This is a genomic window from Chengkuizengella sp. SCS-71B (assembly GCF_040100845.1).
Classification (GTDB): domain Bacteria; phylum Bacillota; class Bacilli; order Paenibacillales; family KCTC-33759; genus Chengkuizengella.
The window spans coordinates 3675599-3691519 of record NZ_JAZHSH010000001.1; the positions used below are offsets into that span (position 1 = coordinate 3675599).

The following is a 15921-nucleotide window of genomic DNA, read 5'->3' on the forward strand; positions in this document are numbered from 1 at the left end:
TTCATACCCCCCTTTAATATTCAACCCGCGGATCAGCGACTGCATATAATATATCGGCAATAATGTTTCCTAATACAACGAACACTGATGACAATACAGTTAATCCCATAATAACTGGATAATCCCTAGAATATGCAGATTCAAAGAAAAGCCTTCCAATACCTGGCCATGAAAATACAGTTTCAACAATTACAGATCCACCAATAAATGTAGGAAGCAATATCCCGAAGATCGTTATTACTGGTGTCAATCCATTTCGAAGACCATGTTTGTAAATCACTGTTCGTTCCTTGAAACCTTTTGCCCTAGCTGTTCTCATATAATCTTGTTTCGTTACATCAAGCATACTTGATCGTGTATGACGTGTTAATGTAGCCATATCAGCAGATGCTAATACAAAGGCAGGTAATATTAAGTGATGAATGCGATCCCATATATTAAATGAAGCACCTAAAGTAGAAACACCACCGGTAGGAAACCAGCCAAGTTTGACCGAGAAAAACATGATTAATATTAAACCTAACCAAAAGTTGGGAGTTGCTAGTCCCAAAAAAGATATTACTGAAACACTATAATCTGTTTTTGAATAAGGTCTAGTAGCAGAATATATACCAAAAGGAATAGAAATTAAAAATGCTAAAATCGTAGAAACGAGCATCAACAACAAGGTATTGGGTAGTCTATTTGTGATCAACTCAGTAACTGGGGTGCCTTTTTGCAATAATGAGGTTCCAAAATCCCCTTGCAACATATTTCCCACCCACTTAAAATATTGAATATAAACAGGATCATTCAATCCGTACTTTTCCATAAACTTTGCTCTATCAGCAGGGCTTATATTTGGGTCCATCAATAAGCTTGTAGGATCTCCTGGAGCCATCTGTATGATTCCAAAGGAGATAATTGTTATGCCTAACAACAAGGGAACAGCCATTACGAGTCTACGAATAATATACGTTGTCATCTTTCAACCCCCTTCTTTTGTTACTTCATATAAATATCATCATAAAAAGAAGGGAGGGGGAAACCCACCCCTTCTGAATTACATAGTTACTCCTTTTTTAGCCACCATTCATGTGGATGGTATAAATCATTCTTTCCGTGGAATGTATATCCTTTTAGATTTTCAGGAATGGCCTGATGTTTATTAGGATAATATAAAAATGTATAAGGTTGGTCTTCTGCAATAATTTTATAAATTTCACCGTAAGCTTTCTTATATTCTTTTCTATCAATAATCTGCCTAGCTTCCTCTATTAATGCATCAGCTTCTGGATTTGAATACCATACAAAGTTAAGTCCTTCTTCACTTTGACTTGAATGGAAAATATCATATTGATCTGGGAAAGTAGATAAACTCCATCCTAAAACAAGGGCATCATAATCCCAGTTTGGTGCAGATATAGCTTCTATATATGCACTCCACTCCATAATATTTGGAGTTGCTTCAATACCAATTTCTTTAAATTGTTGTTGTAGAACTACAACGATATCTTCACGGATTGTATTTCCTTGATTTGTTTTAAGCTCAAAAGCAAATTTTTTGCCGTCTTTGTCTAATATTCCATCATTATCAGTATCTTTCCATCCAGCTTGTTCTAATAATTTCTTTGCTTTATCTACATCATACTTAAATACAGGAACTTCATTATTATATGCCCATGAAAGCGGACTTTCTGGAACATTCGCTACCTCGCCATCTCCATTCAAAACTCCTTCAATAATGGCTTCACGATCAATGGCATGCGTTAGAGCTTGACGGACTTTTTTATCTTGAAACAGCTCATTTTGTTGGTTATAACCTAAATACGTATAAGATAAAGCAAGACCTGATTCGATTTTCACTCCTGATTCAGGTGCCCATTCTTTAACGGTAGCAATATCACTTCCAGGAACACTTGGGAAGTAATCAACGTCTCCTGCTTGTAATTGGGCTATCAACACATTTGCATCTGGCACAATTTTGTAAATAATCGCATCTAGATAAGGTTTCCCATTGAAGTAATCATCGTTACGAACGACTTTTACATATTCTCCATCTTTCCATTCTTCAAATTTAAAAGGACCAGAACCAATTGGATTTTTCGTATTAAACTCATGTTCACCTAAATCAGCAATTGGCACATCTTTTAAAATATGTTCAGGTAAAACATAATAGGTTAACGTCGTAGGTAAAAACGTTACATCCTTTTGTTTCAACTTAAATTCAACGGTATATTCATCAATTTTTGTAATCGTGTCTATCATTTCAAAATTAGAACCGCGTTCTCCAACGTAATCATCACTTAAAGGGATGCTGTACGTAAATATAAGGTCATCGGCTGTGAGAGGCTCACCATCATGAAATGTAACATCGTCTCGAAGAGTAACTGTAAACGTTAATCCATCCTCCGAAGATTGAATATCTTTTGCTAAATCATATTCAACTTCAAAGCTTGTATCTGAACTAACAGGTGCTGAAAAAATTAATCTTTCAATATCTGTACTGGAAGTATCTGTAGAATATAGTGGATTAAATAAAGTAGGGGCACCCGTTGATCCCATAACCAATGTTCCACCATATTTGGAATCACTACTTGCTTGCCCTTCTGTCGTTGCTTCTGATTCCTCACTTGTTGCTGAATCATCCCCCGTAGTTGGTTCACTGCCACACGCCGATAAAAATAATGAAAAAACTAAAGTTAGGCTTAATAAAAGCCATGATGCTTTTTTAAAATTCACGATATGAATCCCCCTTAATTTAATTTAAATATTAAAGCTTCATAAACATGACCTTTTTACTTTTCATCCCCCTTTCTATAAAATTAAATTTATTTATAAGAGGTATTCAAAATGTTAGGGAATAACTTACCCGTGAATTTTGTCTTCCTCTATAAACACTCATTGATACAGATGACAAGAGACAAAGTGGTCATTTTTTATTTTTTTAAATTTTGGGATTATTTCCTTGCATTTATCCTTTACTGCGGGACATCTCGTATGGAATACACAACCACTCGGTGGATTTGCTGGACTTGGTAAATCTCCTTGTAAAACGATACGTTCTCGTTGCACAGCTCCTTTCTTTCTTGGAACTGGAACTGCTGAAAGTAACGCTTGTGTATAAGGATGAAGCGGATCTGTATATAAATCTTGCTTAGGGGCTAATTCCATTAAATTTCCTAAATACATTACACCAACTCTGTCACTTATATGCCTAACGACACTTAAGTCATGAGAAATAAATATATAGGTTAATGAGAATTCTTGTTGGAGGTCTTCCATTAAATTAATAATTTGGGCCTGAATGGATACATCAAGGGCTGAGACTGCTTCATCAGCGATAATTAAATCCGGATTTAGTGCCAAAGCACGAGCAATACCAATGCGTTGACGTTGTCCTCCCGAAAATTCATGTGGATAACGATTAATAAAGGATGCATTTAAGCCTACTCTTTCTAATAACTGACGAACATATCCATCTCGCTCTTTGCCACGAAATTCTTGATGAACGTTTAAAGGTTCTCTTAATATTGAACGAAGTGTTTTCCTTGGATTTAATGATGCAAATGGATCTTGAAAAATCATTTGGATATTTTTACGAGCATTTTGCCTCAATTCTGCTTCCTTCATATGCGTGATATCTTGATTTTTAAAAATCACTTGACCATCTGTAGGCTCATATAATCTGATAATTGTCCGGCCAACTGTTGATTTCCCACACCCAGACTCGCCTACTAAACCAACTGTTTCTCCCTTTTTAATAGAAAAACTTATGCCATCTACTGCTTTTATATGACCTGTTGTTTTTTGTAATATTCCACTTTTAATTGGAAAATGTTTTTTTAGATTTTTTACTTCAAGTATTGTAGTTGTATCTGAAGCTTGAGTTGTTGGTCTTTTTTCTGCTTGTGTAATCATTCTCTTTCCCCCTCTTCTTCATATAAAAAACAGCGCACAGAGCGAGAGACTTTTTTTGAGAGAGCAGGTATTTCTTGAAAGCAACGATCAAATGCCTTTGTGCACCGAGGAGCAAAACGACAACCTTGAGGTAAATTTTCGGGAGGAGGAACGTTCCCTTCAATCGATTGTAGTCTAGAAATTTCTCCATCAATAGATGGCACAGATTCAATAAGTCCCTCTGAGTATGGATGAAGAGGATCTTCAAACAAATCTTCTACTGATGCCTCTTCAACAACTTGACCACAATACATGACTACGACTCTATCTGCTATATCTGAGACAACACCTAAGTCATGTGTAATCAGTAAAATTGAAGTTCCAAATTTATTACTTAATTGTTTCATAATCTCTAATATTTGGGCTTGAATTGTAACATCCAGAGCTGTTGTTGGTTCGTCAGCTATTAACAACTTAGGACTGCAACTCATTGCCATTGCAATCATTACTCTTTGCCTCATGCCACCAGATAATCTATGAGGATAATCATTAATCATTTCTGAAGCCCGAGAAAAACCAACCATCTCCAGCAACTCTATTGCCTTTTGTTTTGCATTTTTTTTCGACATCCTTTGATGATAAATTAATACCTCTGTTATTTGTTGCCCAATGGTTAAAACGGGGTTTAATGATGTCATCGGCTCTTGAAATATCATTGAAATTTCATTCCCACGAATTTCCAACATTTCATTTTCTGACAATCCAATTAGATCCTTACCATTATAGAGTACTTGCCCGTCTACTATTTCCCCACCAGGGCTTGGAACAAGCCTCATAATTGAAAGGGATGTTATACTTTTTCCTGAACCGGATTCACCAACTAATGCAACTGTCTCCCCTTTTTTGATGGTTAGATCAACACCATCCACAGCAGGAATTGTTTGTTTTTTTCTAAAAAAATGTGTTTTTAAATTTTTTACTTCCAACAAAGCGGACATAATTACCTCACCTTCCCACTACAGAATAAAGTATGTTTGTTTTTTATATTGCGAATATTCAGATAATTAAACTTCTAAATACGTAATGAATTTACTCAAATGTGATTGGTTAAGTAAGCGCTTTAGTATTATGATGGAACGGTTACTAAATTATTAGGGTATTATGATACATATTCTATGTAATTGTTAAAAATCCTTTGAGAATATAAAAATATTATTTAATTAATGAGGCATAATACAGTCAATTGAAAAAGCAATTGAAAAATGTAAGGAGAAAATGAGAAACTAGGCGAAGATATTTCTCACCTTCATTCTCAGCTTCTCCTTAAATATAATACAGATGTGAATTTCTATGAATTTTCGATTAAGAATTTAAAAGATTCCTCTATAAATTCAATCTCTGTTGCACCTATAATAGAATCAATGGTGTTTCCTTCTTGATCAATAAAATGTAGAACAGGAAATCCGAAATCACCATAATTCTTATAATGCTCACCTGTTTTATCAAGAAGAATTGGATACTGAATTTGATGCTCTTCTATATATTTCTTCACATCTACTATATCATCCTGATAGATTAGATTTATACCATATACGTTAACTTCTTCTTTGTACTTTTCATAAAGCTCTACCATTTTTGGAGCATCTTCATTACAATACGGACACCATGATGTGAAAAATAATAAAACGGTTGGCTTCTCATTAAAATGAACCGTAAAAGGAGATTCATTTAAATCTAGTAGTTCAATTTGAGGACCACCAACTTGACTATTTACATCCGAGCTCATTATTGAATTCGTTATTATATAAGTTAAAAGAACAACAACAACAAAAACAATAAGGATTGAAATCATTTTATTTATTTTATTCATCTATAAACTCCTTTAATAAAAATATATATGCCACTATTTATATATCGGATTATATGAAATTGTTTTTAAATCCACCACTTAGAGTTAGGATATTCATCAGAATGAAAGTATACGGCTTCTCCAATTTTTGGAGTCGAAATTCTCACTTTTCTCTTTTCGGCTTCTTTTGTCACCCGCTCAATTGGATCCGTCCATTCATGTAATGATAATGTAAAGGCTGCCCAGTGAATCGGAATTAACAGTTTCCCATTTACATCTATTTGAGCCTGAACTGTTTCTTCTGGTGTCATATGAATAGCCGACCATCGTTTATCATATTGTCCACATTCCATCATAGTCAGGTCAAATGGTCCATACTTTTTACCAATTTGAGCAAAATGAGGTCCATAACCGCTATCTCCACTAAAAAATAAATTTGTTGTTTCTCCACTTATAACCCATGAACACCATAAAGATTTATTACGATCATTTAAACTTCTACCAGAGAAGTGAATAGATGGTGTACAAGCAAAAGTAAGACTATCATATTGTATTTCTTCCCACCAATCCATTTCATGGATTTTTTCTTTAGCTACTCCCCAGCGTACTAAATGACTCCCAACTCCAAGTGGAACATAAAACATTCCTACCTTATTCTTAAGTTTTCTTATTGATCCATAATCTAAGTGGTCATAATGATCATGTGATAAAAGAACAGCATCAATAAAAGGGAAATTATGTATTTCTATTGGTATTTTTTCACTGTAACGATTTCCTGCAAACACAGGGAATGGCGTAGGTGCTTTCCCTAACATAGGATCTAAAAACAACGTTTTTCCTTCAATTTCTATTAAAACAGCAGAATGACCAAACTAAATGACTTTAGCTTTTGAATTGTTAATCAGTGGGCCGGCTACAACAGGTAAAGGAGTTAAAGGTTTACGGTTCTTTTTTTTTGAAAAATAATCTTTTATTAAAGACATGGACTCCTCTACACTCATTTTCATTGATGTAGATGTTGGATTTAGAAACTTTTTGTTTTTGTAGTTTTTTGATGCAGTATATTTGTTTACTTCTACTCTTGACGGCTTTCTACCAAAAGGTGGATAAAATAAGAAAAAGAAGATAACGATCAGAACCACTAGTAAGATGATAAAGTAAAAAGACAACATGACAATTCTCCTTATAGAAATCTCATTTTAACTACATAAAATGTATACAATATTTTTAGATATATATAAACTTTGTTTGTTCTAATCTAAAAAAAGCTATTTTTTGTATTCTTGACGTTTCAATATATTATTATAAATTTTCATAATTTTTGCATAACCAATAACCCTTCTACCTTCTTGAAAAGGAATAATCTTTCCCACCCATAAACAATTAGGATAATGCTCAGGAGAAATAAATGTAATTGTACCTAAGACCTCCTCACCTAAATTTAAAATGTTATCATCACTATAGTATTGATGCTCGCCAGTTGTTAAATAATGCTCATTAACTAAATGTGCAGGTCTATATCCTGACATAGTTCCCCTTGTTCTACCACCTTCAGAAGTTTTTAATAATGATATAAGTGCTTCCACATCAGGCGAAAGATGTGGAAATGGCACAGAGTATTTTTTCATACAACCAGCTCCTACTTCAAGTATATACAAAATAAGACCACCATTGGCAGTCTTATTTAAACACTATACTTATGTCACTTGGATTTTGGTTCCTACGCCGCTGAAAAAAACTTAAATATGTGTGTAGCTACTACCCCACCTAAATATACTCCTGCAACACCAACTACCCCTGCTAAAACAGGTGGTGCTGGCAATGGAAGTTTTATGGCTTTAAACACAATTCCAATAATCATACCTGCTAATAAACTTAGTATAAGTTCTTTCATTATTGTCACCCTTTTCAAAATTAATATGAACTATTTGAAATTTCACCTTGTACAATTGCTACCCCAGAGCTTGCTCCAATTCGAGTTGCACCCGCATTAATCATCGCTTCAGCATCTTGCAAGCTTCGAACCCCACCTGAAGCTTTAACCCCTACGTCAGGTCCAACTGTTTTTCTCATTAACGAAATATCCTCTACTGTTGCCCCACCTGTTGAAAACCCTGTTGAAGTTTTCACAAAATCTGCACCTGCTTTTACAGATAGTTGGCAAGCACGTTCTTTTTCTTCATCAGTTAATAAACATGTTTCAATAATCACTTTTGTTAATGCTTTTCCTTTAGCTGCTTCAACTACAGCACGAATGTCCTCTTCTACTAATGAATCATTTTTATCCTTTAGCGCTCCAATATTAATGACCATATCTACTTCTGTAGCACCATTATCAATGGCATTAGTTGTTTCGAATGCTTTTGTTTTTGGTGTATTTGCTCCTAATGGAAACCCTATTACTGTACAAATATCAACACCCGTATCTTTCAATAATTGACTTGCCGTTTCAACCCAAGTTGGATTTACACAAACGGAAGCAAATTGGTATTCTTTCGCTTCATGACATAACTTTTCGATTTGTGATTTAGTCGTTGTCGGGTGTAAAGCGGTATGATCAATCATTTTTGCTAATTTTTTATTCATTTTCATCCCTCTTTTTCTATTATTTTAAATTTATTTTACCATTCAATTGACAACCTCTTTATATATTAAAGTTGGTACCTCCACTTGTTCATCTACAATGGAATAAGCATCATGTATTAGGTTAATCACTTCATTTACATCTTCAGAGTTAGAATGAATGGTCACTAAAGGTTCATTGCTGTCAACATGATCACCGATTTTTTTCTTTAAAACTAGTCCTACTGCTAGGTCAATTGTAGATTCTTTTGTTTTTCTGCCTGCTCCAAGCAACATAGCTGCTGTACCGATTTGACTTGCAGTAATTTTTGAAATATATCCTGCTTTTTTTGCCAGTACATCAATTTTATATTTTGCAGTAGGCAATTGTGTTGGATCATCTATCACTGAAGCATCTCCACCTTGTGAAGACAAAAATGTTTTAAAGATTTCTAGTGCTTTTCCTGATTCCATCACATCTTCTAACATTTTACGTGCTTCATTAATATCATTAGCTTTTCCAGCCAGCGCTACCATATAACTCCCCAACGTCAGACAAAGCTCGTGTAAATCAGCCGGACCTTTTCCTCCTAATGTATCAATGGCTTCCTTCACCTCTAATGCATTCCCAATTGCAAAACCTAACGGTTGGCTCATATCTGAAATAATCGCCATTGTTTTCCGACCTACACCATTGCCGATATCAACCATAGCTTCAGCTAAATCAGAAGCATCATCTAAATTTTTCATGAAGGCACCATCACCTGTTTTAACATCTAACACAATTGCATCTGCACCCGCAGCAATTTTTTTACTCATAATGGAGCTTGCTATTAAAGGGATGGAATCCACCGTCGCCGTTACATCACGCAAACCATATAAGCTTTTGTCAGCTGGTGTTAAATTTGCACTTTGACCAATGACAGCAATTTTATTTTCATTTACTAGTCTAACAAACTCTTCGCTATTTAATTCAACGTGAAAGCCAGGTACGGATTCAAGTTTATCAATCGTTCCTCCAGTATGTCCTAAACCGCGACCTGACATCTTTGCAACCGGTACACCAACTGCAGCAACAAGAGGGGCAAGCACTAGTGTGGTCGTATCTCCTACTCCACCCGTACTGTGTTTGTCCACTTTAATTCCATCTATTTCTGATAAATCAATCACATCGCCTGATTTAACCATGGCATCGGTTAAATATACTCTCTCGTTCTTTGTCATACCTTGAAAAAATATCGCCATACTGAATGCTGACATCTGGTATTCAGGAATTTCTTTAGAAGTATAACCTTCAATAATAAAATTAATTTCCTGTTTATTTAAATCGTGTCCATCCCGTTTCTTTGCAATTAAATCGACCATTCTCATGTCCTAACTCTCCTTCCCTATGTTTATCTATAAATTAGATGTTCAGCCCTCTCCTGCAAAAAATTATAACAGAATATGAAATTTTGTAAATATATAAATGAACATTTGTAAAGAGATGTATTTATTATTAAAAAATAAATAACAAAAATAGCCTTACAGCTATTCATCTGTAAGGTTATGGTTTATGATTAATGTTTATCAATCAGGAATTGAGCTGTAAATTGATCTGTAACTAGAACATTTGTAAAGCCGCCTTTGAGTGCTCCATAAATCCCTTCCACTTTTTGAGCCCCACCCGCAACTAATATAGAATATTCTTTCTTTTTTAATTCCTCCAGCTCAATACCTAGTGTTCTAGCGTTTAATTCTTTACTGCAAATCTCTCCATCCTTATCAAAAAACTTAGAACAAATATCCCCCACTGCTTTAGAATATATCATTTCCAGGTCTTCATCTGTGAAGTAACCGAGTTTAAATAATAAAGACTCAGACTTAATCGGTCCAATTGTATATAGTGCTATATTGGCTTGTTTACCTAGCTCTAATATTTTATTAATATGTCGATCTGCTTCCATTGCTTGTTTTACAACGATATGATCTACAATAGCTGGTAACGGCAAGTGGATAGGAGAAGTTTCAAGCGCCTTCCCAAAAAGATATAAAATTTCGTTTGCATAAGTGTTCGTTTCTGAGTGGCTGACACTGCCCTTTAATTGGACAACCTTTACATTTTTTAATGCTTTTTGCTTTAATTCAACAGCCACATGATGCATTGTAGTGCCCCATGTCACACCAACGATATCATCATCTTTAACGATTTCGTGCAAATAAGACGCCGTTTTTTCACCTAAATACGTTTTAATAATCCCATCTTCATATTGCGGAACGTGAGTCACAATTGCTTTTTTAAGATTGAACTTTTGTTCAATTTTTTGTGACAAACTTTCAACATTTTCCGTTGGGTCTTTTATTTTTATTTCAACAATACCTTCTTGTTTAGCTTGCTGGAGAAGCCTTGATACTGTAGGCCTAGAAATACCTAATTTCTTCGCAATATCGTTTTGATTATAATCAAATAAATAATATAATTTTGAAACTTCAATCATTTTTATTAGTTTTTCTTTATCCATCACATCACCCAATTTACTAACAAATTTCACTTTTTTTATTTTAACATAAAAATGAAATAAATTTCATTGCATGTTTTTACATTAAAATGAATAAACCCACAAGAACTTAAAGATACTACAACTACTTAGTTTTTATTATTATGAAACATTGAGGTAATGTATATGAATATTGCAATTTGGCCGCACGTTATATCAATGCCAATCTACTTTGGAATTCTAATGTTTATCATCTCTTTTTTTCGAAGACATTATAAACTGTCAGCGTATTTCTGGATTGCTATGTTGTTTACTTTTCCTCTTTGGATAGGTGGTGTAGAGGGATGGTTCAGATGGGCTAAAATCTTAAGTGTTTTAATACCTACCATTATCGTAGGTTTTTCTCGTATCGCTGTTTATGAAGACAAGAAGGGAAGAATATGGAATTTTCTAAAATCTGAGAATTTTCTATGGTTCTTCTACGCTATTTTATTTCTTAATATCCTAGAAGCCACTCTAAAAGATGCAACGATGGGAAATAATTTTAATGCTTTAACAGGATTACTTCTTTGTGTTACCATACCATTTGCCCCAAAATTTTGGAAAATTACTAAAGCAAAATATGGTGATCTAATAGCTTATACAACGGCTTCTTGGAACTTTCTTTATACGTCATGGAATGCCTGTTTTGTTTATGCAGAAAGTCCAGTTTATTTTGCAAGTTCACTAACCATTTTATTAGCAGCTGAAATATACCCTATTATAAAAAAACGTCCAGAATTGTACATCACAGCACGGATATATACATTAGCTGCCCATCTAGTTTTACGAGCTACTTTTGACGTATTCCCAATGACAATGGATGCATCTTCTTGGTTTAATTCAGATGTGTTACATACTTGGGGGCTAATTAACTTCATATTAATTGTCCCGTATGTATTCTGGCATATGTGGCAACTACACACCGGAAATTCAGAAAAAAGCTTTACTCGAAATAGAGGTATGAAAAATTAATTTTGTACTTACTCATACCTCACATCTGTAATCGGAAAATAGGGTAATTGTACACTCAAGAAATATGCAGCGGAAAGCATAACAATAAAATAAAGTAAAAATAAAATGTCTAACTTTGAGAAAGTAATTTTATAATAAAACGTACGGTTTTTTACTTGTGAAAAACGTTTTGCTTCCATGGCTACCGCAACTCGGTGTGCACGCCGAATGCTTTGAGATAACATAGGGATAGAATAAACACGAAGTTTTTCATAGAAACCTCTAAATCCACGTTTATGCTGCACGCCACGAACCTTCATGGCATAACGAATGGTTTGAAATTCCTCAAACATAATAGGAATAAGGCGTAAACCTGCCATAAAGCTGTATGCATATTTGGGTGGAAGTTTCATTTGCTGCATTAAAGAATAAAATAGATATACTGGACGAGTAGTTAAAGCAAAAGTAATACCCAGACTAGCAAATGTTAAAGCTCGGAGTCCAAGGTGAATACCTCTAAAAAAACTCTCTTCAGTAATATGAACGAGTCCCCATTTAAACCATGTTGTATCTCCCTTACCAAAAAAAACCATAGATGTAGCAGTAGAGATAAATATGAATAGGAAGGGAAGTAATATCAGCAATAATCGTTTAAAGGGATGACCAGAAAAGAATAAAAACAACAACAACGTCACAATCGTATAGTTCAACATGAAATTAATATTGTGAATAAACAACACAGATAGAAATAGCACAACCATGGTCATGAGTTTAAAGCTAGGATTTATTTTATGAAGCCAAGTTTCATTATACTTAAAATCAAGCTGCATTTTCTCCCCCCTTACTAATTAAGTGATAACTCTTTAATTTCTTCCTGAAAAAATACTTCTGGAGTGCCGTCATACACAAGTTTGCCCTCTTCAATCTTCCATACCCTCGTTGAAAAATACTGTACAACTTCCATACTATGTGTGACCATCAATACCGTTGTTCCCTGCTGACGCCAATGTTCAATTAACTCTAAAATAGTAAACGTGTTTTTTGCATCTTGACCAAATGTCGGTTCATCCAACAATACAATCTTTTGCTCTTTCACAATAGCTGCTGCTACACTTAACCTACGTTTTTGGCCCATGGATAATTGATAAGGGTGTTGATTTCTCTGTTCATGTAAGCGGAACTCATCTAATAAATCCGTTACTTTTTCCTCTATTATTTTTTCATCCAACTTATCTAAATGAAGAGAGTATGCGATTTCCTCGTGTACTGAGTTTGTTACAAATTGAAATTCTGGGTTTTGAAAAACGAACGTCATATGATCCGTTAATTTCTTTATGTTTTCAATTGATTGCCCTTCTATCATATATTTCCCTGTTGTTTTAATAAGTTGCATAAATGAATGGAGTAAAGTACTTTTCCCTGCCCCATTCTCTCCCACGATAGTAATCCATTCTCCTGGGAAAACATCCACATTCTCAATCTTTAATTTTACTGATTTTCCCCGAAGACCTTTAAATTGTGATACAGATATTAATTCATGGTCTTGATCAGGGACATCTGGTTTTTGTTTTTTCTCTCTTTTTATATAATCCTCCCAAACTCCTGGATACCAAATACCTTGGTCAATTAACTGCTGTTTATACGTATAAATAATGTCGTCTTTCAATCCATCAGCAATGATTTCACCTTGCTCATTAAATAAAATAATTCGTTCAATAAAATCTAATACATGATCAATTTTATGCTCTACTATAAATACAGTTTTATGACTAGCAACACTTTTAATGGTATCCCAGATTTGCTCCGTACCTTCAGGATCAAGCATTGCTGTTGGTTCATCTAGAAATAAAACTTCAGGTTGCAGTGCCATGACTGAAGCGATTGCTAACCGTTGTTTCATCCCTCCAGATAACGTTTGTACCGGAGTATGGAGATTGTCCAAATTAAGTCCTACCATGTCCACATATTTCCGTATTTCTTCAGGCATTTCATTTCGAGACACTTGTAAATTTTCTAATACAAAAGCAATTTCTTCATCCACATAGGGCATACAAAATTGAGTATCTGGATCTTGAAACACATATCCCCATGAATCAGGTATAGTAATATGATCTGCTTTTATCGGTACTTCAATAGAATTTGGAATGAGACCAGATAATACTTGTAAAAGTGTCGATTTTCCACACCCAGAAGGACCTAATATTAAGACTTTTTCACCTTCAAAAAAAGAAGAGGAGACATCTTTAAACAATAAAGATGAACTCCCTGCAAATTTTAATCGTAAGTTTTTAACACTAGCTATTTGTGACATTTAAGACACCTCTATTATTTATCTAGTGCATCATAATCTTCTTTTGATGCCGGACGGACTAAGTTTGTAACACCCGTTGCTTCCAAAGCTTTTACAAGATAATAGGCAAACACCCCAGCAATAGCAATGGATCCAATAACTCTTGCCACAATATATAATACTAAATTCCAAGCTACCAAATCATCAAGATACCCTTTATAATAATCAAATAATAAAGATGCAAATGCTGATCCAATTGCAGCAAGTGAAACAATTAAGATATCATAGCGTTTATAACGAACTGCTGCAAATACTAATTCCGCAAACAAACCTTGCAGTATACCATAAATTAATACTTCTAATCCCCATTCTGAACCTACAATAAATTCACCAGATGCAGCAGCAATTTCTGCAATTAAAGCTACCCCAGGTTTACGGATAATTAAAAATGCAACCGTTGCAGCTATAAACCACATTCCATAGATTAATTGATCAAAATGCAAACCGAACGGCTTTACCGCATAATAAACGGGTGTCCATAGTTTATAAACAATCCCAAATACGATAGCAATAACAATCGTAACCAATATATCTGTTAATTTTAATCCTTTATTATTCATTTCATGAACCTCCTATTTCTGTTATTCTACCCTAAAAATAACCATCATATTTTATTTTCAAAGTTAATACTTTGACGGTAAAGTTAATAAGTCTACTGGCCATGTTTCTTTTTGATATGCCATTTCCCAAAACATCAGCTCATATTGACTGCTTAATATAAAATGATCTTTCATTCGTTCACGATCTGACTCTGTCACTTTTTCAGCGATATTATCCACTAATTGAATGACTTCTTCAACTAACTCACGAAACCAGTCTCCACCATAGGTTGCAATCCATTCCTGATAAATCGGCTCTTTAGGTGCTGAACCTTTAAGCTTCTCACCAATTTCATAATACAACCAATAACATGGCAGCAAAGCAGCTATCGTATCTCCTATACGACCAGTATGAGCTGCACGGTACATATGTGATATATATGCATAAGCTGTTGGTGCTGGTTTGAAATTTTCTTTTTCTTGTTCAGTTATGCCTAACTGAACATAAAACGCTTTATGAAGTGATAACTCCGCTTCATTCGTTCCAATTGCATGGGATGCCATACGACTAACAGTATGTAAGTCATCGGCTTGTGCAGCAGCTATGGATTGAACTCTAGCAAAATGACTTAAATAATATGAGTCTTGTAAGACATAATAACGAAAACGATCCAATGATAATGTTCCGTCAGCAATCCCTTTAACAAATGGATGATCAAAACTCGCCTGCCAAATGGCATCTGCTTCTTTTCTTATCTGTTCAGTAAATTTCATCTCTTTCTCCACCTTTCTATAAGATCCCAAAAAGTGAAAAAGTGCTTTTCAGCATAATTCGAATACTTCTCGGGCTACCGAATCCTTCATAATTTTTGTTGAAACAGGTATAAAAAAACCACTCTAACAGTAGAGTGGGATTAAGACAAATTTGCACCTAAGTATTGCAAATCATCCATCCACTTCCCTACGCTAGTATTAACTAGATCAGGTACAAGGGTTAGAGCTAATGCCCCTCTCAGCAAATATCATTTGCACCCCTAGTGGTTTCGGTTTTAAATTCAAATACAACATTACTATAGTTTTTTTATTTTAACAAGGAAAAAGATTTCCAGCTTATATAATTGTATTCAAAGAAATCTGTGGGAAAGTTCACTTATAAGTTTTACATTTTAAATCAATTCTCCATGTATAACTTCCTATATTCATTAATCCTATTCATCAATTCTTCATATACATGGTCGTCCATTTTTTTCAATTCCCATAAAGTCTTATAAT

15 protein-coding genes, 1 pseudogene and 1 riboswitch are annotated in these 15921 nt (G+C 34.4%); of the genes and pseudogenes, 1 reads left to right on the forward strand and 15 read right to left on the reverse strand.

Annotation, left to right across the window (positions count from 1 at the left end; translation table 11 throughout):
* Positions 1–13: 13 nt before the first annotated feature.
* The 11 genes and pseudogenes from VQL36_RS18035 to VQL36_RS18085 all read right to left on the reverse strand — a co-directional run bounded on the left by VQL36_RS18035 (position 14) and on the right by VQL36_RS18085 (position 10791).
* On the reverse strand, positions 14–964 hold the full coding sequence (locus VQL36_RS18035) for an ABC transporter permease (RefSeq protein WP_349250634.1): 951 nt from the start codon (positions 962–964) through the stop codon (positions 14–16).
* A gap of 86 nt (positions 965–1050) precedes the next feature.
* Complete coding sequence (locus tag VQL36_RS18040) at positions 1051–2721, reverse strand: peptide-binding protein (protein ID WP_349250635.1); 1671 nt, start codon at positions 2719–2721, stop codon at positions 1051–1053.
* Positions 2722–2880: 159 nt separating this feature from the next.
* Entirely contained in the window at positions 2881–3900 is a 1020-nt protein-coding gene (locus VQL36_RS18045) for a dipeptide ABC transporter ATP-binding protein (protein WP_349250636.1), read from the reverse strand.
* Positions 3897–4877, reverse strand: a complete 981-nt coding sequence (locus VQL36_RS18050) for an ABC transporter ATP-binding protein (protein ID WP_349250637.1) — start codon at positions 4875–4877, stop codon at positions 3897–3899. The genes VQL36_RS18045 and VQL36_RS18050 overlap by 4 nt, the downstream gene beginning before the upstream one ends.
* A gap of 350 nt (positions 4878–5227) precedes the next feature.
* Positions 5228–5749 (reverse strand): TlpA disulfide reductase family protein, encoded by a 522-nt coding sequence (locus tag VQL36_RS18055; RefSeq protein WP_349250638.1) that lies wholly within the window; start codon positions 5747–5749, stop codon positions 5228–5230.
* 65 nt (positions 5750–5814) lie between these two features.
* A pseudogene (locus VQL36_RS18060) lies at positions 5815–6735 on the reverse strand (MBL fold metallo-hydrolase).
* A 261-nt stretch (positions 6736–6996) separates the two neighbouring features.
* Complete coding sequence (locus VQL36_RS18065) at positions 6997–7386, reverse strand: hypothetical protein (protein ID WP_349250639.1); 390 nt, start codon at positions 7384–7386, stop codon at positions 6997–6999.
* Positions 7387–7448: 62 nt separating this feature from the next.
* Complete coding sequence (locus VQL36_RS18070; RefSeq protein ID WP_349250640.1) at positions 7449–7622, reverse strand: XapX domain-containing protein; 174 nt, start codon at positions 7620–7622, stop codon at positions 7449–7451.
* Positions 7623–7642: 20 nt separating this feature from the next.
* On the reverse strand, positions 7643–8314 hold the full coding sequence (gene deoC / locus VQL36_RS18075) for a deoxyribose-phosphate aldolase (protein WP_349250641.1): 672 nt from the start codon (positions 8312–8314) through the stop codon (positions 7643–7645).
* A 42-nt stretch (positions 8315–8356) separates the two neighbouring features.
* The gene (locus tag VQL36_RS18080; RefSeq protein WP_349250642.1) at positions 8357–9661 is read right to left on the reverse strand and encodes a pyrimidine-nucleoside phosphorylase; all 1305 of its coding nucleotides are present in this window, start codon (positions 9659–9661) and stop codon (positions 8357–8359) included.
* A gap of 188 nt (positions 9662–9849) precedes the next feature.
* Positions 9850–10791: a sugar-binding transcriptional regulator gene (locus VQL36_RS18085; protein WP_349250643.1), complete on the reverse strand. Its 942-nt coding sequence runs from the start codon at positions 10789–10791 to the stop codon at positions 9850–9852.
* Positions 10792–10953: 162 nt separating this feature from the next.
* Between VQL36_RS18085 and VQL36_RS18090 the strand changes: the two genes are divergently transcribed.
* Positions 10954–11781 (forward strand): hypothetical protein, encoded by an 828-nt coding sequence (locus tag VQL36_RS18090; RefSeq protein WP_349250644.1) that lies wholly within the window; start codon positions 10954–10956, stop codon positions 11779–11781.
* An 8-nt stretch (positions 11782–11789) separates the two neighbouring features.
* Here VQL36_RS18090 and VQL36_RS18095 read toward each other — a convergent pair whose 3' ends face one another.
* From VQL36_RS18095 to tenA, 4 genes are all read right to left on the reverse strand, one after another.
* Positions 11790–12590 (reverse strand): energy-coupling factor transporter transmembrane component T, encoded by an 801-nt coding sequence (locus tag VQL36_RS18095; protein ID WP_349250645.1) that lies wholly within the window; start codon positions 12588–12590, stop codon positions 11790–11792.
* A 14-nt stretch (positions 12591–12604) separates the two neighbouring features.
* Positions 12605–14071, reverse strand: coding sequence for an ABC transporter ATP-binding protein (locus VQL36_RS18100; protein WP_349250646.1), 1467 nt, complete (start codon positions 14069–14071; stop codon positions 12605–12607).
* A 14-nt stretch (positions 14072–14085) separates the two neighbouring features.
* Positions 14086–14670 carry an ECF transporter S component gene (locus VQL36_RS18105; protein WP_349250647.1) on the reverse strand — a complete coding sequence of 195 codons (585 nt, stop codon included), beginning with the start codon at positions 14668–14670 and terminating at the stop codon, positions 14086–14088.
* Between the two features lie 63 nt (positions 14671–14733).
* On the reverse strand, positions 14734–15423 hold the full coding sequence (gene tenA / locus VQL36_RS18110) for a thiaminase II (protein ID WP_349250648.1): 690 nt from the start codon (positions 15421–15423) through the stop codon (positions 14734–14736).
* A gap of 167 nt (positions 15424–15590) precedes the next feature.
* Positions 15591–15695, reverse strand: a riboswitch (TPP riboswitch).
* Positions 15696–15921 lie beyond the last annotated feature (226 nt).

What these genes read in the sequence shown, in the direction of transcription:
- VQL36_RS18035 (WP_349250634.1), bottom strand. Translation starts at nt 964, where the DNA reads ATGACAACGTATATTATTCGTAGACTCGTAATGGCTGTTCCCTTGTTG.
- VQL36_RS18045 (WP_349250636.1), bottom strand. Translation starts at nt 3,900, where the DNA reads ATGATTACACAAGCAGAAAAAAGACCAACAACTCAAGCTTCAGATACA.
- VQL36_RS18050 (WP_349250637.1), bottom strand. Translation starts at nt 4,877, where the DNA reads ATGTCCGCTTTGTTGGAAGTAAAAAATTTAAAAACACATTTTTTTAGA.
- VQL36_RS18055 (WP_349250638.1), bottom strand. Translation starts at nt 5,749, where the DNA reads ATGAATAAAATAAATAAAATGATTTCAATCCTTATTGTTTTTGTTGTT.
- VQL36_RS18070 (WP_349250640.1), bottom strand. Translation starts at nt 7,622, where the DNA reads ATGAAAGAACTTATACTAAGTTTATTAGCAGGTATGATTATTGGAATT.
- deoC (WP_349250641.1), bottom strand. Translation starts at nt 8,314, where the DNA reads ATGAATAAAAAATTAGCAAAAATGATTGATCATACCGCTTTACACCCG.
- VQL36_RS18080 (WP_349250642.1), bottom strand. Translation starts at nt 9,661, where the DNA reads ATGAGAATGGTCGATTTAATTGCAAAGAAACGGGATGGACACGATTTA.
- VQL36_RS18085 (WP_349250643.1), bottom strand. Translation starts at nt 10,791, where the DNA reads ATGGATAAAGAAAAACTAATAAAAATGATTGAAGTTTCAAAATTATAT.
- VQL36_RS18090 (WP_349250644.1), top strand. Translation starts at nt 10,954, where the DNA reads ATGAATATTGCAATTTGGCCGCACGTTATATCAATGCCAATCTACTTT.
- VQL36_RS18095 (WP_349250645.1), bottom strand. Translation starts at nt 12,590, where the DNA reads ATGCAGCTTGATTTTAAGTATAATGAAACTTGGCTTCATAAAATAAAT.
- VQL36_RS18100 (WP_349250646.1), bottom strand. Translation starts at nt 14,071, where the DNA reads ATGTCACAAATAGCTAGTGTTAAAAACTTACGATTAAAATTTGCAGGG.
- VQL36_RS18105 (WP_349250647.1), bottom strand. Translation starts at nt 14,670, where the DNA reads ATGAATAATAAAGGATTAAAATTAACAGATATATTGGTTACGATTGTT.
- tenA (WP_349250648.1), bottom strand. Translation starts at nt 15,423, where the DNA reads ATGAAATTTACTGAACAGATAAGAAAAGAAGCAGATGCCATTTGGCAG.